The sequence below is a fragment of the Rhodanobacter sp. C01 genome (assembly GCF_002001045.1).
Lineage (GTDB): Bacteria > Pseudomonadota > Gammaproteobacteria > Xanthomonadales > Rhodanobacteraceae > Rhodanobacter.
In genome coordinates this window covers 1-25,887 of the sequence record NZ_MUNR01000012.1, presented here as the reverse complement: position 1 = coordinate 25,887, position 25,887 = coordinate 1, and the positions used below count along the sequence as shown (strand labels likewise).

Below are 25,887 nucleotides of genomic sequence, written 5' to 3'. Positions count from 1 at the left end.
GGAGGCTGCCACGTCACATGACGATTCGACGGCATCGCACGGATTGAATCGGCGACCATGTGCCCCACGTTAGATGGCATTGCCTGCGCCTGGTGCGTGGACAGCACCCGCGATCCACCTTGCGAGAACCCATGAGCAACGCCACCAGCAACACCGCCCGCCCTACCCGTCGCATCGGCGCCCTGCGTGGACTGTGGCCGTTCCTGAAACCGCATCGCGCGCTGGCCATCGGCTGGCTGGTCTTCCTGGGCCTGTCGTCGGGCGCCTCGCTGGTGCTGCCGCTGGCATTCCGCCACATCATCGACAAGGGTTTCGGGCATTCAAGCCAGGCGGTGATCAACGAGACCTTCATCGCGTTGTTCGGCGTGGCGCTGGTGCTCGCCGTCGCCACCGCGGCACGCTACTTCTGCATCACCCTGCTCAGCGAACGGGCGCTCGCCTCCCTGCGCAAGACGCTGTACGCGCAGGTGATCCGGCTGGACGTGAGTTTCTTCGAGCGCAGCCGCGTCGGCGAGCTGCTGTCGCGCCTGAGTGCAGACACCGAAGTGGTGCAGGCGCTGATCGGCTCGGGCGTATCGGTGGCGCTGCGCAGTGCAGTGATGCTGATCGGCGCGGCGGTGGCGATGGTGTGGACGGCACCGTCGCTGGCCGGTCTCACTGCCCTGGTGATCCCCGCCGTGATGCTGCCGATCCTGGTGTTCGGCCGGCGGGTGCAGAAGCTCTCGCGCGCCAGCCAGGATCGCCTCGCCGACGCGGCGGCGATCGCCAACGAAACCCTCAACGCTTCCACCGCGGTGAAGGCGTATGCGCGCGAGAACATCGAGAGCGCCCGCTACAGCAACGCGATAATGCGTGCGCTGGCCACCGCGCGGCGACGCATCGGCATGCGCGCGCTGCTGACGATGGCGGTGATCGTGCTGGTGTTCGGCGCGATCACCCTGGTGCTGTGGGCCGGTGCCCGTCATGTGCTGGCCGGTACGCTGGACCCCGGCGTGCTTGGCCAGTTCGTGCTTTATGCGGTGTTCGCGGCCGGCTCGGTTGCCGGCCTGTCCGAAGTGTGGGGCGACGTGCTGCGTGCGGCCGGCGCGATGGAACGCCTGGGCGAACTGCTCGACGAACGTGCCGAGATCGTCGACCCGGCGCAGCCGATGGCGCTGCCGCGGCCGGTCAGTGGCGCGCTGCGCTTCGACGGCGTGAGCTTCCACTATCCCACGCGCCCCGACACCGCCGCGCTGCACGATTTCACGCTCGAGGTGCGCCCCGGTGAAACCGTCGCCCTAGTCGGCCCGTCCGGTGCCGGCAAGAGTACGGTGTTCGCACTGCTGCTGCGCTTCTACGATCCGCAGTCGGGCCGCATCAGCATCGACGGCATCGACCTGCGCGCGGTGAAGCTCGACGACCTGCGCGGCGCGATCGCGCTGGTGCCGCAGGAAACGGTGATCTTCAGCGGCAGCGCCGCCGACAACATCCGCTTCGGCCGCGAAGGCGCCAGCGACGAGGAAGTGCGCGTGGCCGCACGCGCTGCCGAGGCGAACGACTTCATCAGCGCACTCAGCGACGGCTATGAGGCCGAGATGGGCGAACGCGGCGTGCGCCTGTCCGGCGGCCAGCGCCAGCGCATTGCGATCGCCCGCGCGATCCTGCGCGATGCGCCGCTGCTGCTGCTCGACGAAGCCACCTCCGCACTGGATGCGCAATCCGAAGCGGCGATCCAGCAGGCCCTCGAACGCCTCGAAAAAGGCCGTACCACCCTGGTCATCGCCCACCGCCTCGCCACCGTGCAACGCGCCGACCGCATCGTCGTGCTCGACGGTGGTCGCATCGTGGCGCAGGGCACGCACGAAAGCCTGCTGGCCGAAGGTGGCTTGTACGCGGAGCTGGCGCGGCTGCAGTTTGTGGCCTGAACGATCGGCGACACAGCCGCGCGGCATGGCTACGGCTGTACCGCCTGCTGATGCAACGCCGCAATGATTTTCGCAACAACGTCGCCGATGCCGGTGCTGCCATGGACGGTGATGCCGAGGCGCGCGACCACCAGCCGCTCGGACGGCACGATGATGATGTATTGCCCGAATGCGCCACGCGCATAGAACATGTCTTTCGGCAATTGGGGGATGCCCCAGGGAGCATCCCAGACCGGCACGCTGCCTTCGTTCACCAGGTTGGTCCAGAAGCCCGCGCCGTAACCGGTCTTGAGCGTCTGGGAATGGCTGTAGGAGACCCATCCTTCAGGGAGGATGCGCTTTCCGTCGACTACACCGTCATCCAGATAGAGCTGACCGAACCGTGCGAAATCCCGCGCTGATGCATAGACGTGGCTTGAACCGACCGGCGTGCCGGCGAGATCGGTTTCGATGACAGCGTTGCGCATGCCCAGCGGCGCGAACAATGCGTTGCGCACGAAACGCTCGGCGGCTACCGCGTCACCTGCCCCGGCCGCATCCATGGCTATGCGCGAAAGCAACACATAGCCCAGGTTGCTGTACGCCCATGCGGTGCCTGGCGGATGAACCAGCGGTACCGTCGCCGCATAGCCGGCCATGTCGTTCTCCAGGAAAAACATGCGCGACATGGGATTGACCGGATTGTCGGTTTCATCGAAAGGCAGGCCACTCTCCATGCGCAACAACTGATCGATCGTGATCGCATGACGCGGATCATCCGGTGCGCTCCACGCCGCGATCGGTGCTGCCTGATCGATCCGCAATTTGCCTTGACGCACGTTGATGCCGATCAGTGCATTGGTGATCGACTTCGTCAGCGAATGCCCCCAGATCGGCGTCTCCGGCCCGTAACCCGGAGCGTAACGCTCGGCGATAAGCTTGCCGTCGTGCAAAACGACGATGGCCTTGGTCAGTCGGGGTGAGGCCGGGTCAGGCTCCGCAAAGGCAAGATCGAGGGCACGGCGCAAGGCCGGATCGCCGGGTTCCACGACACCCGGCTCGGGGAATGCGCTGGCGATGGGAGCGCCCTTGAAGCCGGCTGCGTCGGGCACGCTGTCGTCGCCATGCACAAGCACGCATCCCAGCCCATCCCTGTATACGGCGCGCGCACCAAAAGCGCCCAGTACCGTGGTACGTACTTCGTGCCTGTCGGGATCGACATGAAAGCGCATGGCCCATCCCACGCTGCGCATGTTGGGCAGTTGTTCTTCCTTGAACATCCGGTCCGGGTCAACGTGCGACACGAATGCTGCCGTGCATAACGAACGGCTGATCGAATTGGTGGCGACATGGAAAAGATCCCTGCCGGACACCACCATGAAAACCGCGAAAACAGCCGACACCGCTGCCAGCGTGCCGATGACGATCTTGATCGTGCGAGAAACCATGCCGACTCCCGTGCGAGTTCGTTGCGCTTAATTTCAGCAGGCGATGCTCACCTTCTCCCTGAAGGGGCCAGCACTGTGGGACACATCTCCGTCCAGCATATCAATGTCGGCATACATGAACCCACCCTTTCCTTCACCTGAAAGTCACGCGTACTTTCACGCCATCGTCCTGAACACGGTGGTCCCATGCTGACTGCGCAAGTCGGCGATGAGTGTCATCCGCAGACCCGTGCATCGGAACGACGCCTGCACAAGCAGGCGACACCGATCCGTTTCAACACTCAAGGAGTCCCCATGATCAAGCGCATGCTTCCCCTGTTGATTGGACTGTCGGTTTGCGGCGCTGCCCTCGCGCAGAACATGCCTGCCACCGCCCGGTCTACCACCAGTACCACGACCACGACGGTGACCATGTTGTGGCCGGCCCAGCCGCCCACCGGCGGGTCGACCGAGGATGCCGTCAAGACATCGATCGCCAACGCCGGCTACAAGGAAGTGAAGGGCCTGAAATTCAAGGACGGTGTATGGCGCAGCGAGGCCCGCGGCGGCAACAAGAAATGGGTCAAGCTTGCGGTTGGGCCGGTCAACGGCAAAGTGTATGCGGCCGATGCACCGTCCAAGCTCAACAAGGACGAGATCAGCGCCAAGCTGGCCACCGCCGGCTACCAGAACATCAAGGATGTGAAGTTCGACGAAGGCTTGTGGGCTGCCGAAGCCAAGACACCGCATGGTGATGATGTCGACCTGCTGGTCGATCCGGACGATGGCAGTGTGGTGGCCAAGTCGCGCGACTGATTTTTGCGTCCTGTCGATCACGGAAGCCCGGCGCGTTGATGCGTCGGGCTTCTTACTTTACTGACAACGGCTCCTTTTGATTGACGGCGTTCCGTATGATGCGAAGGCGGCGGTTTGTCGCCTCATTCATTGGAAGACCGACCGTGTTCAAGTTATCCCGTGTTTGTCTGGCCATGCTGCTGTATGCATTTGCGCAGGCCACGCTCGCCGCGCCGCCTTCCGCCAAGGCAGCGAACGATGCCGGTATCTCACCCGCCTGCGCTTCCGCGAAAGAGGGAAAGCTTGACGAGAAGGGCTTCGTTCAGATCGGTGGCATCGAGCAGTGGATCACGGTCAAGGGCGACAGTTGCGCCAACCCGATCATCCTGTTCATCAGCGGCGGCCCGGGCAATCCGCTCAGTCCCTACTCGGATGCAGTCTATGGCGCCTGGAGCAAGGACTTCACCCTCGTGCAATGGGACCAGCGCGGTGCCGGCATGACCTACGGCCGCAGTCCACCGGCACCCGGCGTGATGCTCACGCTCAAGCAGATGAGCGATGACGGCAACGAGCTAGCAGCCTACCTCACCCACCGCTACGGCAAGAAGAAAGTGATCTTGTGGGGCAGTTCGTGGGGTTCGATCCTCGGCGTGTACATGGCCAAGGCCCATCCCGAACTGTTCTACGCCTACCTCGGCACGTCGCAGGTGGTCAGCTATCGCGAAAACCAGGCAATCAGTTATGCCGGCCTGCTCGCTCTGGCGCATACCACCAACGACAAAACCGCGCTCGCGGTACTGGAAGATGTGGGCACGCCGCCGTGGACCGACCCGCGAAGCTTTGGCAAGGTACGCCGCGTGATGCGCAAGTTCGAGGCCCACCTAACCACACCAGCACCGGCGACATGGTGGAAGCCGGCTGCTGAATATGCGACGCCCAAGGCGCTGGCCGACTACGAGGCTGGGGAGGATTATTCCTTCCTGAGTTTCGTCGGCATGCACGGCGACGGCATGTTCTCGCAGGTCGACCTGCCCAAGCTGGGCACCAACTTCGCGATCCCGATGTTCTTCGTCGAGGGCGCACACGACTTGCTGGCCACGCTCGACGTAGCCCAACGCTACTACGACAGCCTGAAGGCACCGCAGAAGTACATGGTGGTACTCGAACATGCCGGCCACGATCCCAACCAGGATGTCGTGGAGGCCGAATACAAGATGCTCAAGGAGCGCATCCTTCCGTTGACGAAATAGACGTCTGTACGGATGTCGTCTGGTCAGTGTGTCGACTTCTTCGACTCCGCGTCCACCGCACGCTTGACTGCGGCCACGAACTCGCGCCGCGCGGCAACCAGTTCGTCGGAAGTTGCATGCGGCCACGCGCCCACCTGGGCGATCACCAGCTGGCGCGTGGGATCGACGTAGACCATCTGGCCGAAGATGCCGATTGCGGCATAACTGCCGTCGCTCTCGGTCCACCACAGATAGCCGTAGCCGCGATCCGGCTCGTCGACGTTTTCCTGGCGACGCAGCGCCCCCTCAAGCCACGCCTTGGCGACCACCGGCTTGCCGGCGATGCGGCCACCGCCGAGCATGAACTGGCCCAGCCGCGCGTAATCGCCCAGCGTGGCCGACAGCCCGCTGCCGCCGGTGTCGCTGCCATCGCATTCGTCCTTGATCCAGTACGCATCGGCGGCCATGCCGTACGGCTGCCAGATCGTCTGCGAGAGATATGCGGCCAGTGAGCGGTGCGTGGCCCGCTGTACCAGGATGCCGAGCAGGTCGGTTTCCGCGGTGTTGTAGTTCCAGTGCGTGCCGGCCGGCCATTGCCGCGGCTGTTTGCGCAGGAACGTCACGATATGCGCCTGCCTGTCGGCGCAGGCGCCCAGATACATCTGTGCCACGTCCGATTTGGCATCGGCGTAATCCTCGTTCCAGTGCACGCCGGAGGTCATCGTCAGCAGTTGCTGCACGGTGACCTTGTTGTAGGCGCTGTCGCGTAGTTCCGGAATGTACGTGCCCAGCGTGTCGTCCATGCTGTGGATGTCGCCACGCTGCAGTGCAATCCCGAGGAGGGTGGAGGTGACCGACTTGGCCACCGAGAACGACTCCCAGCGCTGCTGGGGCGTGAAACCCAATGCATAGCGCTGCAGGCGGACGCGCCCGTGCTGCAGCACCATCACACCGGCAAGATGGTGTTCGTCCATGTAACTGGCCAACAACCCCGACGTCCCCTGCCCGCCCAGCGCCAGCGGCTTGCCCTGCGGTAGCGCATGCACAGGTGTACCGTGTGCGGCCCGATCACTGGGAAACAGCTCGTACATCCGCCGGAACTGCGCCTCGCGTTGCGCCTGGGGCCAGAACAGTACCGCCTCGCGTTGCCGGCCGATGGATGGTGCAGCCTGTTCGCCGGCGGCCGATGGCGGGGGGAAGACCAGGCCGAATGCAGTCGCAAGCAGGCCGACGCAGATTCTGGAATACATGGCTGATGAGTGCCGGAGCGGTGACGGAACCATCATCTTACCCACCGAACTGAGCCGGGACGCATCGGTTATCGGAAAGCCGCAATTCGTACTCGATCAGGACCTGGTTCGCTGCCTTGCACTCTGACCTGAGTCTCCACGATCAGTACAGGCCATATCGGCCTTACTCCAAGAGCCGGCATGGTCGCGAATGAAATATCCCCTGATACCTTTTCAACGAAAAACCCCGCGCGAGGCGGGGTTTCTCGTTCAATCCGATCCGGCTGTTTATGCAGCCGATGGCATCACGGATCGACGCCGAAGTCGTACAACGAGCCGTGGAGCACACCATACTCACCGGGCTTCAGATCCTTGGTCGGCGTCAGTCGCCACTGGTTGCCATTGTCGATCTGGACCGCGTCATAAGGGATCTGGTTGTCCTTGTCCGGGGCGCCTGCGTTCTTGATGCTGCCGAACCCGCTGTTACCCATCTTCAGCGAACGGTTCTGATCGCCGCTGTTTACATCGAGCGAAGCAATATAGATCGAGCCACGCGGGTTGTTCATCGAGTACACGGTGAACGACGGCCGTCTGTCGTGCGTGCGCACCGTAGCTGCAGTGCCCGGATAGTCCTGAAACTCCAGAACGGTGACGAAGGCATTCCTTGTGCTGATGGTGCCGTTGATGCCGAGCAGGCGCACATTGCCGTCCTTCGTGGCCATCGTGACATCGCCCATTTTCATCGCCGCCATGCCCTCGGCGCCCATCGAACCACTTCTCCCCGGGCCGGCGGCAGAAGCACCGCCACCGCTGGCGCGCTTGAGCATGTCGGAAATCACATCCTGCGGCACCCCAGCGTGCTTCAGGTTCCCGAGGTCATTGATCCCAAGCTTGAAATCGACGGCGGGTGCCTGGTCGATTTTCGACTTGATCACGTCGCTGTCGAAACCCAGCTTGGCCAGCTTGACGACATCCGCATTGGTCATCGGCGCGGCCGAGGCAGCATCCGAGGCCTGTGCAAAAGCATTGGAAACACTGAGCAACGGGAGCGATACGGCGCCCAGCATGACCAGCGATACGGTGACAACGAACCTGATGGAACGAGACTTCATCTGTATATCTCCCTGTTATAGCGGCATAGGTGAATCAACCGCTTTCGATGATGTCCGGAATTATGGCCAACCATGGCGGAGAGCGACCAGATCCCAGAGCCGGCCGATTCACACTTTGCCATCGCAGCCAGCTGCTGATGTCGGTCAGCGACGACCATCAGCACGCGGATCAGCCGGTGAACGTGTGGATCGGCCAGTCCATTACACCATGTCCAGAATCTGGAGGCACTGATTTTGCGGGACGCGCACTGAAGCTGGAGCGCCGCTTTGCACGCAACGCGGGAATGTCAGGCAACGAAAGGCACGCATGCGTGAGAGCCTGTTCAATATCTCCGGGCAGCTGCGCCTCACGCACCGGCTTCCGATCGCTTTTCGCATCGTTCGTACCTGCCCACTCCGGGTTCCTGCCGGTGTCGAACCACCCGGCTGATCATCCCTGGGAATGCTTCGTCATCGTGGATGAAACCCGGGGACCTGGTGACGTGCATCGCGGTCGATCCAAGCTGTCGAACGCTTCGACCCGTCCTCGCGCTCCCGTTCCTGCGACCTGTAAAGCCCGACAAGACCGAATATTTTGCTAAAATGAGGTGTGGATCACACTTTAATGGGCTTTCATGAGGATGCCATCGCACATTGCGACTGCCCGATACTTCGGTAGATGGCATCACTGGGAGGTCAGCCTGCTCGGCATGCTCCTGCTCTGGCTGAGCTGCACTGGCGCTGCATTTGCGCAGGCCGTAGCGACTCCTCCCCCGCTCATGGCCCGTCGAGCCCACGCCGTTACCGAAGTTGTGCTCGGGATCATCAGCTATACGCAATGGCCGATCAGCCTTCAGCAGCTGCAGCTGTGCGTGTTGGCCAAGCCGTTGTATGCCGGTGATCTCTTGAATGGAGCACTGGCGTCCGAGGGATTGAAGATCATCGCGCGACAGATGGATATCGATGATCCCCGCCTCGGCCGCGATTGCAACGTGGTCTATCTCGGTGCAGTCACGGACGCGCAGCGCCTGAAGATATTCGAGCAACTGTCCGGGCACCCCGTGCTCAGCATCAGCGATGCGGATGCTGTCTGCGCGGCGGGTAGCATGTTCTGCCTGTATGTGGAGGATGCGGACACCGTTCGCTTCAAGACCAATCTGGATTCTGTCGCACGCAGCGGCGTGCGGGTGGACCCTCACGTACTCCTGCTGTCCCATCCCGGAACGGGACCAAAGCCATGATGCAGCGACGCGAAACCGGCACAGCGCGACGCAATCTGCGCACCGTCCTGAGACGCACGTATCTGGGCGTGTCGCTGTTCTCGGTGAGCGTTGTCGGCATCTCGCTGACCGTGCTTGCCATGCTGGCGTTGCGCAGCTCAGCCGACTACAGCCTGCACATGATCGCTCGTTCGATGGGCTATACCGTCGAAGCCGCCGTGGTTTTCCACGACCCTGTCGCTGCCTCACAGGCTGTGGCGCGGCAGGCTGGCGACGAACAAAACGAGATCGCCGAAGTTGTCGTCAGCGACAGCCGGGGCGAACCCATGACCGTCTGGCACCGTGACCGGCAGGAAACACCACTGCAATCGCTCGCCGTGCGGAGCACCCGCTGGCTGCTGCCGGCGCCGATCGTCCTGCCGATCATGCACGACCACGTTCGCGTCGGCGAACTGCGCGTGGTCGGCTACGGCGGGCGCCTGAGCGAATTCCTGTTGAACGGGCTGTTCTGGATACTGCTCTGTCTCCTGGTCAGTGCACTTGGTGCCCTCTACCTTTCGCGCAAAATGCTGCGCGAAATCATCCATCCGTTGCGTGGGCTGGCCCAGGTGACGCACGCGATACGCCGGGAACGAGCTTTCGAGCGACGCGTGCCGCACACGCGGATCATCGAACTGAACGAACTGGGCAACGATTTCAACGGGCTGTTGGACGAACTGGAGGCGTGGGAGCGCGGCATGCAACGCGAAAACGCGGAGCTGACCCATCAGGCGACACGCGACGACCTGACCACCTTGCCCAAGCGCACCTTGTTCGACACTTACCTGCGCCAGGTGACCGAAAATGCCGCCCCCAGCGAGCATGTCGCCTTGCTGTTCATCGATCTGGACAGGTTCAAGGTGATCAACGACAGTTTCGGACACGCCGCAGGCGATGCCGCACTGGTCGGCGTGGCATCGCGCATCCGCGCGCAACTGCGCGAAGGCGACATGGCCGCCCGCCTCGGTGGCGACGAATTCGCCGTGCTGCTGGTATCGCTGCGCAGCGTCGACGATGCCGTCGATATAGCCCGGCGCATGCTCGTCGGCATGCAGGCTCCTTTTACGCTGGCCGACGGCCAGCAGATCCCGGTGTCCATAAGCATCGGCATAGCCGTACTGCCCGACCATGCCGACGATGCCGAAACGCTGATGCAGGCCGCCGACGCAGCGATGTACCACGCCAAGCACCAGCTTGGCGGCGATTGGCAGATGGCCCTTGCTGTCCGCACCCCGGCTCTCGACGAGACAACCCACTCTTGAACATTCCGCCATACAAGACAGTGCACCTGATGAAATTATTTCGCGCTTCCATTCTGCTGGCCCTGTTGTACTTCCTGGCAGCTTGCCAGAACGCCCCGACGCGACCACCGGCAAGCGGCCGCTTCACAGCGGCTCAGATTGCCGAGCTGCGACACCAGGGGTTTTACGAAACGCCGGCGGGATGGGAGTTCGACGGGAGCGAAAAGGTACTGTTCGGCATCAATGCGGCCGAACTGAGCCCGGACGGACGGAAAATCATCGAGCGCATCGGTCACGGCTTGCTTGGTGTAGGTATCAAGCATGCGCAGCTCGACGGCTTTACCGACAACACCGGTCAACCCGACTACAACCTCAAGCTTTCACGCCAGCGCGCCCAGGCGGTGGCGGACGGCCTGGTAGCCACCGGCATGCGACTGCAGGACCTGGACATCCAGGGCTTTGGAGAAAACAACCCGGTGACAAGCAACCGCACGTCCGAGGGGCGCGCGCAGAATCGTCGCGTGGCGATCATCATCAGCAGCCCGTGACGGCATGCTGGAATCAGCCATGACTCGTCATCGGCGACCGCCGCCTCTGCAGAATGCCTGCTGGGCCTGGGCTTTTTGAAGATGGATGAAAAGCCAACAGCGAAGGAATACAGGTAATTGAGGTAGCTTAATGGCCTCTCTTCCTTTCGAGCGGGAATGACCATGAGCACCGTTCTGGTAACTGGCGGATCCGGCTTCATCGGCAGCCACGCGATCCTGCAACTGCTAACTGCGGGCCACCAGGTTCGCACCACAGTGCGCAGCTTGAAGCGCGAAGGCGACGTGCGCGCGATGCTGAAGGCAGGTAGCACCGATCCGGGCGACCGCCTGTCATTTGTGGTTGCCGATCTGGAGAGCGACGCCGGCTGGCCGCAAGCCGTCGCCGGCTGCGATTACGTGCTGCACATCGCGTCGCCGTTTCCTGCCACGCTTCCCAAACACGAGGACGAGTTGATCGTGCCGGCGCGCGAAGGCGCGCTGAGGGTCTTGCGTGCCGCACGCGATGCCGGGGTCAAGCGCGTGGTGCTGACTTCCTCGTTCGCTGCGATCGGCTATGGGCAGAAAGCACAGCAGGCACCGTTCAACGAAAGCAACTGGACGGATCCTGCCGGCAACGACGTGCAGCCCTACGCGAAATCGAAAACCCTGGCCGAGCGCGCGGCCTGGGATTTCATCGCCCGCGAAGGTGGCGCCCTCGAACTTTCCGTGGTCAATCCGGTAGGCGTGTTCGGCCCGGTGCTGGGACCGGACTACTCGACCTCGATCCTGCTGGTGCAGCGGCTGATGGACGGCGCCATGCCCGGCTGCCCGCAGCTCAACTTCGGTGCCGTCGACGTGCGCGACGTCGCCGATCTGCACATCCGCGCCATGACCGATCCCGCCGCCAAGGGCGAGCGATTCCTCGCCGTCGCTGGGGATTTCCTCTCGATCCGCGACATCGCCATGATCTTGAAGAACCGCATGGGCGCATCGGCCAAACGGGTACCGACCCGGCAATTGCCAAACTGGCTGGTGCGCCTCGCGGCACTGCGCGACCCGGCGGTCAAACAGATTCTCCCCGAACTCGGCAAGCCGAAGAACGCCACCAGCGAAAAAGCCCAGCGCGTGCTCGGCTGGACACCGCGTTCGAGCGAGGAAGCCATCGTCGCCACCGCCGAAAGCCTGTTGCGGCTCGGGCTCTTGAAGGGAGGTTTGGCTGGTTCGAAGGGCAACTGACGGAGCTGGCAACGGGTATGAACGTATCCGCACTTGACTGCGTGTCGCAGTGGACAACGGAATCTGCCCAGGAGTGAACCCGATGCTGTTTTTCCCTAGAATCCGGCAGGCATGAGCCGCTCACCGTCATCGCTGCGCCCGCGCAAGAAACCCGTGCAACCGCGCGCGGTCGAGACTTACGCATGGATACTGGAGGCGGCGGCACAGATCCTCGAAGCTCAGGGCATCGGCGCCTTCAACACCAACCTTGTCGCCGAACGGGCGGGCGTGAGCATCGGTTCGCTATACCAGTATTTTCCCGGCAAGGATGCGTTGCTGGTCGCGTTGATGCGCCGCGAGAAGGCCCGCTTCGGCGAAGACGCCGCGGCAGCGAGGGACGCGCCCGACGGTCACGCTGCGCTGGCGCACCTGGTCAGCGCAGCCGTCCGTCATCAGTTCGAGCGACCGGAGCTGGCACGACTGATCGATATCGAGGAAGCGCGACCTGAAGTGCAGCAGGAAGTGGAAAGCGCCAGCGACTTCCGCGGACTGCTGCGCGCTGCACTCGACCATGCCGACCTTCCTCCGCAACCGGAACGCGAAATTGCCATCGACGACGTTGCCGCGCTGGTGCGCCTGCTGGTGGATTCCGCCGGCGCGCGCGGCGAATCCGACGCGCAGCGACTGGAACGACGCGTATTGGGCGCGATCCTTGGCTATCTCGGCGCGTTGCCCGGTGCCGACGGGCGTTGAAATGTGAGCAACGGAACAGCGAACTGAAAGGCCGCGGGCCCGAAGGGCTGGCAACGACGCCGGCAAGCGCGAAGCAGCGCATGCGAGTAGGCGGCCACTGGAACGGGAGGGATCATGACGTCTCCCGGATCGCCCGATCCACCTACTCCCGGAGTCCCCATGTCGAACGCGATTTTCCCCATGAAACTCAACCATCTCAGCTTCCCTTCGCACGAGCCGGCGCGCACGGCGGCATTCTTCGAAACCTACCTCGGCTTCACCATCGCGCCAGCCCAGGGACACTGGATACTGAAACGCCCCGGTTTCGACGTGGTCATCGAGGACGTCGAAGCGCAGGCGCCGCATTGGCCGAGTACCTTCCATGTCGGCTTCGAACTGCCGTCACGTGCCGAGGTTGAATCACTCCACGCACGGATGGTGGCGGATGGCGTGCCGATGGAAACGGACGTCATCGACCACGAACGCGGCTCGCGCTTCTTCTGCCACGCGCCCGGCGGAGTGATGTTCGAGCTGAACACCCGCGCCGACGCAGCACCGGAATATCGCGACACGTTCAACTGAGACGTGGCACGCAAGACGCTCTCGTTACTGGCTTCCCGCAGCTCGGCATCAATGCTGTCGATGTACATGACGCCGCCGATCTGCACTTCCAGAAAGCAGCAAAAAAAGGGGCAGGTTCTGAGGTCTCGTACCACCTCGGCCTGACCCTGTTTTGAGGCTCACTTGATCTTGACGACGACCTTGCCCTTCGCGCGGCCTGTTTCGACGTAAGCCAAGGCCTCGTTGGTCGACTCGAATGGAAAGACCCGATCGATCACTGGGCGGATGGCCCCTGCTTCGATCAGTTGGGTGATCTCGCGTAACTGGTATCCGTTGGCCTGCATGAAGAGAAACAAATATTTCAAATCACGACGGCTCGCCTTTTTCCTGACGCCGGAACTCAGCAGGCGGACGATGAGGCGTACAAACCACGGCGCTTTGATTTCCTTTGCGAATGCGGGATCAGGAGGGCCGGAAATCGAGATGAGGGTTCCGCCAGGTTTCAGCACGCGCAAGGATTTCTCAAGCGCTGCCGCATCCTGGCTATGCAGGACCACATCGTGGCTCTGCAGCACTCTCTCGACATCGTCTTTCCTGTAGTCGATGACGAAGTCCGCGCCGAGGCTCTTCACCAGGTCGGTATTCGCGCTGCTCGTGGTGGTGGCTACCGTGGCCCCGAGATACTTGGCCAATTGAATGGCGAAGGTGCCGACGCCACCGGACCCCGCCTGGATGAATATCTTCTGCCCCTTCTTCAGGTGCGCTCGTTCAACCAGAGCCTGCCAGGCCGTCAAGCCGACCAGCGGGATCGATGCCGCTTCTTCCATGGTGAGGTTCCTGGGCTTGGGCGCGACATCGTTTTCATTCACGGCAATGAACTGCGCAAATGTACCGATGCGGTGATCAGGCACTCGCGAATAGACTTCGTCGCCCACTTTGAATTGCCGAACCCGCGGTCCCACTTTAATCACGACGCCGGCCACGTCATGGCCCAGCACAAGCGGCATGCGGTAAGGCAGGATCAGCTTGAACTCGCCGCTTTTGATCTTGGAGTCCAGCAGGTTCAAACCTGCGGCGTGAACCTCGATCAACACATCGTCGTCGCGAAGCTCGGGCTTCGGCATGTCGCCAAGCCGCATCGGATCCTTCTTGCCGTATCGATCAATGATGAAGGCCTTCATGACGTTTTCTCTCTTGCAAATGTATCGAGACGAAGGTCTTTTCTAACCCCCGCATCCAGCACGCAGACAGGTGCAAATCTGCGCAGCCACCGCATGCGGCTCGCCAGCCCCGGGGCATAGCGCAGCTTCGGACGGTCAGCCATGGCCGCCTTCAGCACCATCTCGGCGACGACTTCAGGTCCGTCTGCGCCGACGAGCACTTCTTTCACCCGTTTCTCCACACCCGCGCGAATCTCGCGGTACACGTCGAGGGGAGCGTCGGGTTTCATCAGGTTCGCATCGAACGGTGTATTGATGTACGCAGGCTCGACGACAGAGACGCGGATGCCCAGCGTGCGCAGCTCATGGTCGAGCGCTTCCGAATAGCCCGCGACCGCATGTTTGGTGGCGGAATAGAGCGCCATGTACGGCATCGGCAGGAAACCAAGCACGGAGCCGATGTTGATGATGCGACCGCTACCCTGCTGTCGCATATGCGGGACGACGGCGCGCGTCATCCGGACGATGCCCATGAAGTTGGTATCGAAGATCGCCTGCGCCTGCCCGATCGAGCTTTCTTCCGCACCGGCCGGAGCCACGCCGAAACCGGCGTTGTTCACCAGCAGGTCGATGCGGCCTTCCCGTCGAATCACTTCCCTGACTGCAGCTTCGACCGAATCGTCACAGATCACGTCAGGGACAACATCGCAAAGCGTTGCTGGCTCGCCTGTGCTCCGCGTCTGCTGGTGCCATACACCGTGTAGCCCGCGGTAGTGAGTCGCTCAGCCGTAGCCTTTCCGATGCCTGAGGGCGCTCCCGTGACGAGCGCGACGGATTTTCTGGGTTTCATGGGAATGCCTTTCAGTGAGTGATCGCGGAGTCAGTTGCGGTGATGGCGATACCGATGCTGCTGGATCTGGGCGGCGGTGTCGTTCGTTTTGCGAACTTTATATGATGATCATCATATTCAATTTCAAGTGAAAGCGCCGACACCGACGCGCTCAGGCACTGGCAGGGACGAGGTGTTTCAAGGCTGCCTTCAGCAGCGCATCGGAAAGCTTGGGGTCGTCGACAGCACGTGCCATGACCAAGGCGCCAACCATCGTGGCTGCAGTGACCAACGCGTGCTCATGCGCGCCGGGCTGTCCCCAGTCGGGCGACTGACGGGCCACGACATCGATCATTTCCTTTATGCGGCGCGTGGCGGCTCGCCGCACCTCGGGCGCCTGACGTGGCATCTCCGAACCCAGGGCAGCCACTGGGCAGCCCATTTCCGGGCTTTTGACGTGTTCCTTCGACAAATAAGCGCGCAACAACGACTGTAGCGCTCGCTCCGGCAGCGCGGAAGCGGCTATGCGCGCCGATGTCGCGACTGCCTCCGCGCCGGCACGATCCGCTGCCTCGGCAAGCATCGCCTCGCGCGAAGCGAAGTGAGCATAGAACCCGCCATGCGTCAGGCCGGCCTCCTTCATGAGGTCGGCGACGCTGGTGCCGTCATAACCACTGCGACGAATGGCACGAGCGGCGGCATCGACGATGCGTTCGTGCGTGGCTTCCCTGGATCGGGCGGCAGCTTTTTTCATATGATGCTTATCATATTTTAGTTTTGCGGGAAAAGCAAAACGGCAACCCATGGCCGGGCAACTCTTCGCCTTGACTGTCTCGACACCGCTTCCGATCGGTCCGAGCTTTCGACACGCCGGTTTGGGCAACCGCCAAACTGGCTGGCGCGCCTCGCCGCGCTACGTGACCCGTCAGACGGGATTCGACGTCAGCTTCAGCCCAAAGGCATGGCGCCGTTCCTCATTCCTGATTTTGAACAGCGTGGCCCCGGTAGCCAGTTGTGGCGCCCGCACCGTTGAAGAAACGCGACTGCAGGCGATCGAGCTGCAGGTAGATCACCGGCGTGAGATACAAGGTGAGCAGCTGTGAGACGAGCAATCCTCCGACCACAGCCACGCCAAGCGGACGACGCACCTCCGAGCCGGCACCCACACCCAGGGCGATTGGAAGCGCACCAGCCAGCGCGGCCATGGTAGTCATCATGATCGGCCGGAACCGCACGCCACAGGCCTCGAAAATCGCCGCGGTCGGCGGCATGCCATCATCGCGCTGCCTTGAGAGGGCGAAGTCGATCATCATGATTGCGTTCTTTTTCACGATGCCGATCAACATCACGATGCCGACGAAGCCGAACAGATCCAGCGGGTAATGGCATATCTGCAGGGTGAGCAAAGCCCCGACCGCCGCCGCAGGAAGTCCGGAGAGGATGGTCAGTGGATGGATGAAACTTTCGTACAAGATGCCCAGAACCAGATAGATCGCGAAAACGGCCAGCAACAGCAACATGCCGATCCCTTGCATCGAGGTTTGAAAGGCTTGCGCGGTACCCTGAAGATTGGCGCTGATGCTTGCCGGCATGTTGATTCGTGCCAGCGCGTCGTGAATGCTCGCCAGTGCCTCACCCAGGCTGACGCCGGGCGCGAGCCCGAATGAAACAGTCACCGCAGGCAATTGACCTCGGTGATTCACGGTCATCACCTGCGGCTTGCGCACGAAGCTGGCCACGGTATCCAGCGGGATCAACTTGCCGGTGCTGGAGGTGACGTAGAGCTTCGATAGCACCGTCGGATCGGTTTGCAGGTTGCGCTGGACTTCCATCACCACCCAGTACTGGGTTGCCGTGCCATAGATGGTGGAAAGCTGGTTCTGGCTGAACGATGCGCCCAGCGCCGTTTGCACCTGGGCCATGCTCAGGCCCAGCGGGCCCAGTTTGCTGCGATCCACCTCGACGATAATGGACGGGCTGTTGAGGCTGAGGTCATTGGTCACATCCTGGAAGCCTGGCAGCGCCGCAAAAGCTTGAGTTACCTTGCCGGACCAGTCGTATAGCGCATTCGGATCCACCGACTGCAAGGTGAACTGGTACTGGGCCTTGGAGCGGAGGCCACCGATCTGGATCAGCGGCGGATTCTGCACGTAGGCGCGCATGCCGATCACGTTGGCAAACTTCTTTCGCAGCTCCTGCGCGATCTGGTCTACACGCAAGCTGCGCTGATTCTCGGGTTTCAGTTTAAGCAGCATCTCGCCGTCGTTGATGGTCGATCCTCCTGCTTCGATGGAAGACATCCACGCCTCGATATTGGGATCCTGCGCGACGATCTCCGCCAGCTGTTGCTGCCGCGCCACCATGCCACCGTAGGAAACGTCTTGCGGACCTTCGGTAATGACTTGCAAGCGGCCGCTGTCGCCCGCGGGAATGAAGTCCCTGGGCACGGTGGAAAACAGGAAGGCCGTCGCGAGCAGACTGAGCGCGAACACGCCCAGCACTACCCTTGAATGAGCCATGCACCAGCGCAGGCTGCGCTTATAGCCGCGCTGGGTGGCCTCGAAACCGCGGTTGAAGGCGGCAATCAGCCAACTCTTTCGGTCGTGCCCGGGCCGCTTGACGAAACGGCTGCACAGCATCGGGGTCAGCGTGATCGAGACAAATCCGGAGATAAGAATCGCCACACTGAGAGTCACCACGAATTCGTGGAACAGACGCCCGACGATGCCGCCCATGAAGATCACCGGGATAAACACCGCGATCAGCGACAGCGTCATGGAGAGAATAGTGAAGCCGATTTCGCCTGCGCCCTTGAGCGAGGCCTCGAGGGGATCGAGTCCGGCTTCCACGTGACGCATGATGTTTTCCAGCATCACGATCGCATCATCCACCACGAAGCCAACCGCCAGCGTGAGCGCCAGCAACGACAGGTTGTCCAGACTGTAGTCCAGCAGATACATCGCACCGAATGTGCCCACCACCGAAAGCGGCAGTGCCACTGCCGGAATCAGCGTGGCGGAAAGATTGCCAAGGAACAGATACACCACCAGCACCACCAGCACGCCGGCCGTCAGCAGGGTGAACTGCACGTCCGCGACCGAGGCACGGATCGACTGCGAGCGGTCGTACAGCACGTTGAGCTTCACCGAGGGCGGCAGGCCCGCGATGAAGCCGGGAAGAACCGCCTTGATGCGCTCGATCAGTGCCACCGTGTTTGCACCAGGCTGACGCTGGATCGCCAGCAATACCGAGCGGTCGTGTTTGTACCAGCTGGCGAGCTGGTCGTTCTGCACGCTGTCATAGGCCGACCCGACATCGCCAAGCCGCACGGGCGCACCATTGCGCCATGCCAGAACGATGTCGTTGTAGGGAGCCGCGCGCAGCAGTTGGCCCTGGTTGCGCACCTGGAATTGCTGACTGGGGCCGTACAGCGTGCCGGTCGCCTGATTGACGTTGGCATCTGCGACCGCCTTCTGCACCTGATCGATGCCGATGCCGGCAACCGCCAACCGGTCCGGGTCGATGCTGATTCGCACGGCATATTTGGCCGCGCCATAGGCATACACCTGAGCCACACCGTCGATCGTGGACAGGCGCTGGGCGAGTTGCGTTTCCGCGTACTCGTCCAACTGCGATACCGGCAACGTGGGTGCCGTCATCGCCAGCAGCAGCACCGGTGCGTCTGCCGGGTTGACCTTGCGCAGGATCGGCGGCGTGGGCATGTCAGGGGGCAACTGGCGTTGCGCGGCGGTAATGGCCGATTGCACGTCCTGCGCCGCCGCGTCGATATTGCGGCCCAGCGCAAAACTCAAAACGATGCTGGTCCCACCCGGCGAGCTCGACGAATTCATCGCATCGACGCCGGGGATGGTGGACAGCTGCGCCTCCAGTGGCGCCGCCACCGCCGAGGCCATCACTTCCGGTGAGGCGCCTGGCAGACTGGCGAAGACGCGAATGGTGGGATAGTCGACATTCGGCAGCTCGTTCACCGCCAGCTTCGGATACGCCGAGATACCGAATACCAGCAACGCCAGCATCAACAGCGTCGTCATGACCGGCCGGCGAATGCACAGCGCGGGCAGATTCATCGCTGCGGGCTCATGTGCTGGCAGCCATGCGCACCGCACTGCCGTCACTCAGCAACAGCTGGCCGTCCGTCACCACCCGCTCGCCAGCCTCCAGCCCGTGCTCGATCACGATCCGGCCGGAAGTCGTCGGTCCGATGCCGACGAAACGCTGATGCGCCTTGCCGTCGGCACCAATCACGAATACGAAGTTGCCCTTGTCCGAACTTTGCAGCGCCTGGGCCGGCATGCTCACGACACTCAGCAGATGCACAGTCGGCAGGCTCACCTGCATGAATTGGCCCGGTGTAAGCCTGCCGTCGGTGTTCTCGAAGCGGCCCTTGAGCACGATCGTGCTGGTGTTGACGTCGACCGTGTTGTCGACGAATTCCAGCGTGCCGTGCAACAGCGCGCGGTTATCACCGGGCAGTCTGGCCTGCACGGCCACCGGGCCGCGCGACTGCGCGTCGCGCACGGCGGCCAAACTGGCCTCGGGGATGCTGAAACTGATGCGGATCGGTTCGATCTGGTTGAGCACCACGATGTCGGTGCTGTTGGCCGTCACCTGCGCACCGGGCCAGACGAGAGGCAATCCGGTGACGCCATCGAAGGGGGCGGTGATGCGCGTATAGCCCAGCTGGAGTTGTGCAATCTCCTGCGCGGCCTCGCTGGTCTGCAGGTTGGCGCGTGCCACTTCCACGTTGGTCTGGTACGTGTCGAAACTGGCGCGCGATATGTAGCCCTTGGCCAGCACCTGGCTATAACGCTTCAGGTCAGCCTGCGCCTTGTCCCATTGCGCGCGGGCACTGTCGGCATTGCCACGCGCCTGATCGAGTTGCGCCTTGAACGGCAGCGGATCGAGCTGCGCCAGCAGCCCGCCCTTCTTCACCTTGGTGCCAGGCGCGAAACCCAGCGATTCGAGCTGTCCCGAGCTGCGTGCCTGCATGGTCACGGTCGACCACGCTTCCGTACGGGCCACCACGTTCAGCGACAGGTCGATATCACCGCGCGTCGCCAATGCGCTCGTCACCGGAACAGCAGTCTCTACCGCCGTGTGGCCGGCCTCATCTGGCGCTTGATGTTCACGCGTGAAGTACATCGCTGCGGCGAACACGCCCAGAACCAGGGCAAGGATCCATAGCTTCTTCCACGGCACAATCATGTCGACACTCTTTCGAACTTGTGGATCGCTATCGGGATGAGCGGTCGGCCTGTATCCGGATCAGGCGATGGCCAGGAGTCGCAGATCATCGGCTGCCAGAAATGCCGGAGTGATCGGGATCGCCAGTGCACGACTCGTGCTGACTACCGACGCCGATCAGTCCCCGCCGCTCGGGAAAGATCTTTCCAGCGGCGCATCCGCATGCTCCGAGTCCGTAGGCATGTGCTGCCTTCGAACGACCGATGCGAATCAGCCAGGCTTGCGGAATTTGAGGACAAACTTGTCCGTGCGCCCCTTGATCTCCGGCGCGAAGATGACTTTGTCATGGGCATCCTGCGGATTGCTCAGCAGATCGCTGCGCGCCTCCAGCACAAAGCCAGCCGCCTGTACCTGCGCGATGACCGTGGCGGGATCGATCCGGTGCAGCGTATGGGCGTCCTGTCCGCCCGAACCCGGTTTGGCCGCATGATCCACGACCATGTAAACGCCGCCGGGCTTCAAGGCCTCGAAGGCCGCGGCGTCGAGCTTGGCCGCTTCGTCAGGCCCGCTGATGCCGCTGACGGCGAACACGCTGACCGCTCCGTAGACATCGTGGTAGTTCTGCGACGTCCATACCACGTCGAGCGACGAAGGCGCGCCGAGACGGTCATACGGTTGCACCTCCAGAGTCGTATTGCGATACGCCGCATCGGCAGCTATCGCCTTGATGGGATCCAGTGCCTGGGGTCTGGCTTTCGCGATGCTCTCCGGCACGATGGCGTAGACATGACCTTGCGCCCCGACCACCTTGCTGAAGATGCGCGTGAAATAGCCGCTGCCCGGCATGACATCGGCCACCCTGTCGCCAGGCTTGATGCCGGCAAAGGCAACCAACTCGGCGGGTTTGCGCGTGGCATCGCGCTGCGTATCCGCGGCCGGCCGGGCGCTGTCTGCCACGGCGGTGGACACATAGACTGGAGGCATGGTGCCCGCATGCGCCAGGGCCATCGCGCCGAACAGGACAAAACCGAGCAGGTGTTTTTTCATGATGTCGGGCACTCCGAAAGTTGATGGGTGAGAATTGCCTTGCGGCTTCATGGCAGGCGGCGCCATTCCACTTCGCCGTGAGCGCCCTCAGCCGCGCCGCTGGATGGCTTGGCCACCGTGTATGTCAGCTCGTCATCTTTTAGCGTGTAAGCGGACCCGCCGCTTTTGCCATCCCAGTTGGGAAACGAGGCGTGCTCGATATGTGTATGCAGGGTGGTGTCGTCCGCCCGTATCTGGCCATAGTGCGCATTGCTGTCCAGCGCCGCGGCTCGATACTCCTCGGCCGTGCCCTTGGATTTGTCGTTGGCGGCAAAGCCCGTGCGCGTCGCACGGACCATCTGCATCATGTAGCGCCCATGGGCATCGATAATCCATAGGCCCTCCGGATGCGGGCCATACAGCGCCACGCGATGGCCGTCCGGATAGACGTTGTCGACCCGCACCAGCGTCCAGGCGCCGACCAGCGATGCGGGAACCTCGCTCGAGGTGGCATCCGCCGCCGCGTCGGCACGCCGAACGGCCAGCTCGTATGCCGAGCTGGTCGCCAGTGCACAAGGCGAACCGTGCAACAAGGTCAGTACGCTGAGTAAAAAAACATACGGAAAACGGCCCATGAAAATTGCCCTGCACTCTTGTGATGGGCGCAGCATAGTTCGCTATCATCTATTGATACATCGTATCTTAAGATATTTCAGTCATTGCAAATTGACATGGCTAATTCAATGAAAGCACTCGATCTCGATGCCGTGAAAGCGTTTGTGTTGACCGCCGATCTGCAAAGCTTCACCCGTGCCGCGGAAGCACTGGACAGCACCCAATCAGCGATCAGCCTGAAACTGCGTCGGCTGGAGACCCAACTCGGCCGACGCCTGCTGGAGCGCACGCCACGACAGGTGCGCCTATCCGCCGAGGGCGCCGCTTTTCTCGCTTCGGCACGCGAGCTGATGGGAGCCCATGACCGCGCCGTTGCCTCGTTCAGCATGGAGCAGCGTCGGCTGGTGATCGGCATTAGCCACCAGATCGTCGGCAGTGAGCTGCCTGCCCTGCTGCGCCACATGAACGAACATGATCCGCACTTGCTGATCGAACTGCGTGTGGCCGGCTCGCGCGACGTGGTACAGGCCTATGAGGAAGGCAAACTGGATGCAGCCCTGGTGCTGCAGCCGGTAAGCCGGCAACGAAACGGCGAGAAGTTGTTCAGCGAGAGGTTCGCCTGGATCGCCGCCGCGGACTGGCAGCCGCGCACGGGCCAGCCTCTACCGTTATCCACCCAGGGCGAGACCTGCAGCATACGATCGGACGCCGTACACGCACTCAACCAGGCCGGCATCGCCTGGACCGAAGTATTCGTCGGCAAGGGTGCGGCCGTCGTGGGTGCCGCCGCGGCAGCCGGTATTGCCATCGCCGTCATGGCTCGCCGCAGCGCGCCACCCGGGACCGTCGACATAGGCAAGGCGTTGGCGCTGCCCGTTCTGCCGACCCAGGAAGTCGTGCTGTATTCCGTACTGAACGATGCTCGCTCGCGCAACGCGTTGCGCGCCTTGGGTGCCGCATTCAAGGGGTTCGCCAAAGCCTAGACAATTTTGATCGGGTATCACCACCGTCGAGAGCCCATGGCAGCCATGGGCTCTGAAGAAGAAACCGGCCGGGTGAAGGCAGCGGCCAAGCGGAACCGAGGCAAGCCAGGGCATTCAATTGCCTCCGCCCCTTGGATTCGCAGCGGGAATCATCCCAATCGTACTCATCCATGTCTCGGCCAGGGCTGGCCAGTGCGTGATCGGATTCGACGTTGGTCTCAGCCCGAACGCATGGCCGCCGTGTGCATACAGGTGCATTTCCGTCGGCACGCCGGCCTTCTTCAGCGCTGCGAAATAAACCAGGGATTGCTGGACGCCGTCCACGTTGTCGTCTTCTGCCTGCACCAGAAACGTAGGTGGCGTGTCGCGAGAGACCGGGACATTGGGATTCAACTTGCCATCATCCATCGCAAGATGCCCTGGATAGATGGGCATCGCGAAATCCGGGCGGGCACTTTCCTTGTCAGCGGCGTCAATGGGTGCATAGAGGCGCCGCTTGAAGTTCGTGCTGATCTCCGCCACCAGATAACCACCCGCTGAAAACCCGAGCACGCCAACCTTGTGCGGATCGATCTGCCATTCTGCCGCGTGATGTCGCACCAGCCTCATCGCTCTCTCGGCGTCCTGCAACGAAGGTACCGATATCTGGTAATTGTGCGGACGGCAATCGCACTGCCAGACATAAGGCACACTCGGGACGCGATACTTCAACAACACACAGGTGATGCCCTTCGACGTAAGCCAGTCGCAGACGTCAGTACCCTCAAGATCCATTGCCAAAAAATGGAAGCCGCCGCCCGGAAACACAACGACCGCAGCCCCGGTGTTCTTCCCCGTCGGGGCATAGATCGTCATCGTTGGCTGCGACACATTGTCCACCGTCACCACGGGCTTGCCACCGATCAGCGATTTCGGATTGCTCAAGGCGTACTCCGCCCCCGGCATAGACGTGGCATCCGGTGGCGTGTGTGGCCATAAAGGTATTTGCTTATGCCCGGCCGAGGGCTGCCAAACCGCCGTCGTAGCATGCGTGCTTCCGCATGCAGCCAGCAGGCATAGTGCAATGGTCCAGAACTTCATGACGCTCCTCCGTTTTGGCGCTCGTCAAAGTTGTGCGGTCAAGGCAGGGAATCAGGTCCGCCCATCTTCCCGATGCTGCACGTCCCGTCGGGCCCGTCGCAGCCGCTTCCATGGATTTCTTCGGGCAAGCCTGCTGCACGGGACGACGACAGCCCCCCCGGCAAGCGGGTCAATGTCATCATCGCCGAAGCCATGACGATTCCGACAAGCCACTTGAGAACTGCGGAGATTCCTGTGAACGCAACGAAGGATTTCGCCGACTGCGAAATCGGCTATGACATCCCCGCCCTGCCGGGCATGGACGAGGCGGATATCCAGACGCCCTGCCTGATCCTCGACCTCGATGCGCTGGAGCGCAACATCATCAAGATGGGCAACTACGCGAAAGCGCACGGCATGCGCCTTCGCAGCCACGGCAAGATGCACAAGTCGGTCGATGTGCAGAAGCTGCAGGAACGCCTCGGCGCTGCGGTCGGTGTCTGCTGCCAGAAGGTTTCCGAAGCCGAGGCCTTTGCGCGTGGCGGCATCAGCGACATCCTCGTGTCGAACCAGGTGCGCGACCCAGGCAAGATCGACCGACTCGCCCGCCTGCCGCGCTACGGCTCGCGGATCACCGTCTGCGTCGATGACATGGCGAACGTGGCCGAGCTTTCGGCCACCGCACAAAAACATGGCACAACCATCGAGTGCCTCGTCGAGATCGACTGCGGCGCGGGCCGCTGCGGCGTGGCCACGACCGGCGAAGCGGTGGCGATTGCCAAGGCCATCGACGACGCACCGGCCCTGAAATTCGCCGGCATCCAGGCCTATCAGGGCGCCATGCAACATCTGGAAAACTACGCGGACCGCAAGGCCAAGCTCGACACCGCCATCGCCCTGGTGAAGCCCATCGTCGAAGGTCTGCAAGCAGCTGGGCTTCCACCCGAACTCGTCTCGGGTGGTGGCACCGGCTCCTATTACTTCGAGTCGAACTCGGGCATCTACAACGAATTGCAATGCGGAAGCTACGCCTTCATGGATGCCGACTACGGGCGCATCCGGGACAAGGACGGCCAGCGCATCGACCATGGCGAATGGGAGAATGCGCTGTTCATCCTTACTTCGGTGATGAGCCGCGCGATACCCGGCCAGGCGGTCTGCGACGCGGGCCTAAAGGTGCAGTCGCTCGACAGCGGCCTGCCCGTCATCCACGGTCGCGACGATGTGGCATACATCAACGCCTCGGACGAACACGGCGTGATCGAGGACAAGCACGGCGTGCTGCGCATCAACGAAAAGCTGAAGCTCGTTCCCGGACATTGCGACCCGACCTGCAACCTGCACGACTGGTACGTCGGCGTGCGCAACGGCAAGGTCGAGGTGGTCTGGCCGGTGTCGGCACGTGGCAAGAGCTATTGACGCGCGTCGCGGCAGGGAAGGCAGCGTCGGGCCGGTAGAGCCCCGGTGCAGCCTTCGAAACCTTCAGCCCCGCCGCGCGGGCAAAAACCGGCTGTTACGCAGCAGTCCCGCCGAGACCAGCGACACCAGCACGCCGACCGGGAAGATTTCCGCGAAGGTCATCGGCAGGCGGTACATCGGGTTCGCGTACTGGACCTTGAAGGCCTCCATGTCGGCGGTCAGCTTCGCCAGCGCCTCGGCGCTCGCGCCCTTCGCCTTCTCGCTGGCGATGATCGCGTTCGCATAGGAGGTGGCGAAATCCATGTGCGTCATCGCCTGCACTGCTTCCCACGCGACCACGTAGAAGATCCCGGCGATGAAGCTGACCCCCAGCCCGACCCCGAGCGCCGGCCAGAACCCGAT

Annotated in this window: 24 protein-coding genes; 11 read left to right on the top strand and 13 right to left on the bottom strand. The window is 62.4% G+C overall.

Going from position 1 to position 25,887, the window contains the following annotated elements; all coding sequences use genetic code 11:
* Positions 1-131 precede the first annotated feature (131 nt).
* Complete coding sequence (locus tag B0E50_RS11720) at positions 132-1,904, top strand: ABC transporter transmembrane domain-containing protein (protein ID WP_077441403.1); 1,773 nt, start codon at positions 132-134, stop codon at positions 1,902-1,904.
* Between the two features lie 29 nt (positions 1,905-1,933).
* Here the strand turns inward: B0E50_RS11720 and B0E50_RS11715 are convergent, their stop codons facing one another.
* The gene (locus B0E50_RS11715; RefSeq protein WP_077441402.1) at positions 1,934-3,331 is read right to left on the bottom strand and encodes a serine hydrolase; all 1,398 of its coding nucleotides are present in this window, start codon (positions 3,329-3,331) and stop codon (positions 1,934-1,936) included.
* 294 nt (positions 3,332-3,625) lie between these two features.
* Between B0E50_RS11715 and B0E50_RS11710 the strand changes: the two genes are divergently transcribed.
* Both B0E50_RS11710 and B0E50_RS11705 read left to right on the top strand, forming a co-directional pair.
* Complete coding sequence (locus tag B0E50_RS11710; RefSeq protein ID WP_077441962.1) at positions 3,626-4,126, top strand: PepSY domain-containing protein; 501 nt, start codon at positions 3,626-3,628, stop codon at positions 4,124-4,126.
* Between the two features lie 143 nt (positions 4,127-4,269).
* On the top strand, positions 4,270-5,355 hold the full coding sequence (locus B0E50_RS11705) for an alpha/beta hydrolase (protein ID WP_254427265.1): 1,086 nt from the start codon (positions 4,270-4,272) through the stop codon (positions 5,353-5,355).
* A 23-nt stretch (positions 5,356-5,378) separates the two neighbouring features.
* On the opposite strand, the gene B0E50_RS11700 is transcribed toward B0E50_RS11705, so the two are convergent.
* Positions 5,379-6,584, bottom strand: a complete 1,206-nt coding sequence (locus B0E50_RS11700; RefSeq protein ID WP_077441400.1) for a serine hydrolase domain-containing protein — start codon at positions 6,582-6,584, stop codon at positions 5,379-5,381.
* A gap of 284 nt (positions 6,585-6,868) precedes the next feature.
* Positions 6,869-7,675, bottom strand: a complete 807-nt coding sequence (locus B0E50_RS11695; RefSeq protein WP_077441399.1) for a hypothetical protein — start codon at positions 7,673-7,675, stop codon at positions 6,869-6,871.
* 758 nt (positions 7,676-8,433) lie between these two features.
* Between B0E50_RS11695 and B0E50_RS11690 the strand changes: the two genes are divergently transcribed.
* From B0E50_RS11690 to B0E50_RS11665, 6 genes are all read left to right on the top strand, one after another.
* Positions 8,434-8,895: a YfiR family protein gene (locus tag B0E50_RS11690; protein ID WP_139350854.1), complete on the top strand. Its 462-nt coding sequence runs from the start codon at positions 8,434-8,436 to the stop codon at positions 8,893-8,895.
* On the top strand, positions 8,892-10,175 hold the full coding sequence (locus tag B0E50_RS11685) for a diguanylate cyclase (protein WP_077441397.1): 1,284 nt from the start codon (positions 8,892-8,894) through the stop codon (positions 10,173-10,175). The genes B0E50_RS11690 and B0E50_RS11685 overlap by 4 nt, the downstream gene beginning before the upstream one ends.
* A 29-nt stretch (positions 10,176-10,204) precedes the next feature.
* Positions 10,205-10,702: an OmpA family protein gene (locus B0E50_RS11680; RefSeq protein ID WP_077441396.1), complete on the top strand. Its 498-nt coding sequence runs from the start codon at positions 10,205-10,207 to the stop codon at positions 10,700-10,702.
* Between the two features lie 162 nt (positions 10,703-10,864).
* Positions 10,865-11,917, top strand: coding sequence for an aldehyde reductase (locus tag B0E50_RS11675; RefSeq protein ID WP_077441961.1), 1,053 nt, complete (start codon positions 10,865-10,867; stop codon positions 11,915-11,917).
* Positions 11,918-12,028: 111 nt separating this feature from the next.
* Complete coding sequence (locus tag B0E50_RS11670; RefSeq protein ID WP_077441395.1) at positions 12,029-12,649, top strand: TetR/AcrR family transcriptional regulator; 621 nt, start codon at positions 12,029-12,031, stop codon at positions 12,647-12,649.
* A 159-nt stretch (positions 12,650-12,808) separates the two neighbouring features.
* Positions 12,809-13,210, top strand: coding sequence for a VOC family protein (locus tag B0E50_RS11665; protein ID WP_217343281.1), 402 nt, complete (start codon positions 12,809-12,811; stop codon positions 13,208-13,210).
* 158 nt (positions 13,211-13,368) lie between these two features.
* On the opposite strand, the gene B0E50_RS11660 is transcribed toward B0E50_RS11665, so the two are convergent.
* The 8 genes from B0E50_RS11660 to B0E50_RS11630 all read right to left on the bottom strand — a co-directional run bounded on the left by B0E50_RS11660 (position 13,369) and on the right by B0E50_RS11630 (position 22,044).
* On the bottom strand, positions 13,369-14,370 hold the full coding sequence (locus tag B0E50_RS11660; RefSeq protein WP_077441394.1) for an NADP-dependent oxidoreductase: 1,002 nt from the start codon (positions 14,368-14,370) through the stop codon (positions 13,369-13,371).
* Complete coding sequence (locus tag B0E50_RS11655; protein WP_254427264.1) at positions 14,367-15,041, bottom strand: oxidoreductase; 675 nt, start codon at positions 15,039-15,041, stop codon at positions 14,367-14,369. Before B0E50_RS11655 ends, B0E50_RS11660 begins: the two co-directional genes overlap by 4 nt.
* Positions 15,038-15,199: an SDR family NAD(P)-dependent oxidoreductase gene (locus B0E50_RS18420; protein ID WP_254427263.1), complete on the bottom strand. Its 162-nt coding sequence runs from the start codon at positions 15,197-15,199 to the stop codon at positions 15,038-15,040. The genes B0E50_RS11655 and B0E50_RS18420 overlap by 4 nt, the downstream gene beginning before the upstream one ends.
* A gap of 151 nt (positions 15,200-15,350) precedes the next feature.
* Positions 15,351-15,983, bottom strand: a complete 633-nt coding sequence (locus B0E50_RS11650) for a TetR/AcrR family transcriptional regulator (RefSeq protein ID WP_254427262.1) — start codon at positions 15,981-15,983, stop codon at positions 15,351-15,353.
* Between the two features lie 169 nt (positions 15,984-16,152).
* The gene (locus tag B0E50_RS11645; protein WP_077441392.1) at positions 16,153-19,266 is read right to left on the bottom strand and encodes an efflux RND transporter permease subunit; all 3,114 of its coding nucleotides are present in this window, start codon (positions 19,264-19,266) and stop codon (positions 16,153-16,155) included.
* 10 nt (positions 19,267-19,276) lie between these two features.
* A complete protein-coding gene (locus B0E50_RS11640) occupies positions 19,277-20,404 on the bottom strand; it encodes an efflux RND transporter periplasmic adaptor subunit (RefSeq protein ID WP_139350853.1) in 1,128 nt (375 codons plus the stop codon).
* A gap of 249 nt (positions 20,405-20,653) precedes the next feature.
* Positions 20,654-21,430 carry a class I SAM-dependent methyltransferase gene (locus tag B0E50_RS11635; protein WP_077441391.1) on the bottom strand — a complete coding sequence of 259 codons (777 nt, stop codon included), beginning with the start codon at positions 21,428-21,430 and terminating at the stop codon, positions 20,654-20,656.
* Between the two features lie 47 nt (positions 21,431-21,477).
* Positions 21,478-22,044, bottom strand: coding sequence for a lipocalin-like domain-containing protein (locus tag B0E50_RS11630; protein WP_168170864.1), 567 nt, complete (start codon positions 22,042-22,044; stop codon positions 21,478-21,480).
* 108 nt (positions 22,045-22,152) lie between these two features.
* On the opposite strand from B0E50_RS11630, the gene B0E50_RS11625 reads away from it, so the two are divergent.
* Positions 22,153-23,007, top strand: coding sequence for a LysR substrate-binding domain-containing protein (locus B0E50_RS11625; RefSeq protein ID WP_077441389.1), 855 nt, complete (start codon positions 22,153-22,155; stop codon positions 23,005-23,007).
* Between the two features lie 114 nt (positions 23,008-23,121).
* Here B0E50_RS11625 and B0E50_RS11620 read toward each other — a convergent pair whose 3' ends face one another.
* Complete coding sequence (locus B0E50_RS11620) at positions 23,122-24,087, bottom strand: alpha/beta hydrolase (protein WP_077441388.1); 966 nt, start codon at positions 24,085-24,087, stop codon at positions 23,122-23,124.
* Positions 24,088-24,321: 234 nt separating this feature from the next.
* On the opposite strand from B0E50_RS11620, the gene bhcC reads away from it, so the two are divergent.
* Positions 24,322-25,485 carry a 3-hydroxy-D-aspartate aldolase BhcC gene (gene bhcC / locus B0E50_RS11615; RefSeq protein WP_077441958.1) on the top strand — a complete coding sequence of 388 codons (1,164 nt, stop codon included), beginning with the start codon at positions 24,322-24,324 and terminating at the stop codon, positions 25,483-25,485.
* 63 nt (positions 25,486-25,548) lie between these two features.
* On the opposite strand, the gene B0E50_RS11610 is transcribed toward bhcC, so the two are convergent.
* Positions 25,549-25,887: DUF4199 domain-containing protein (locus B0E50_RS11610; protein ID WP_139350852.1), on the bottom strand; the 339-nt coding region annotated here is incomplete at its 5' end.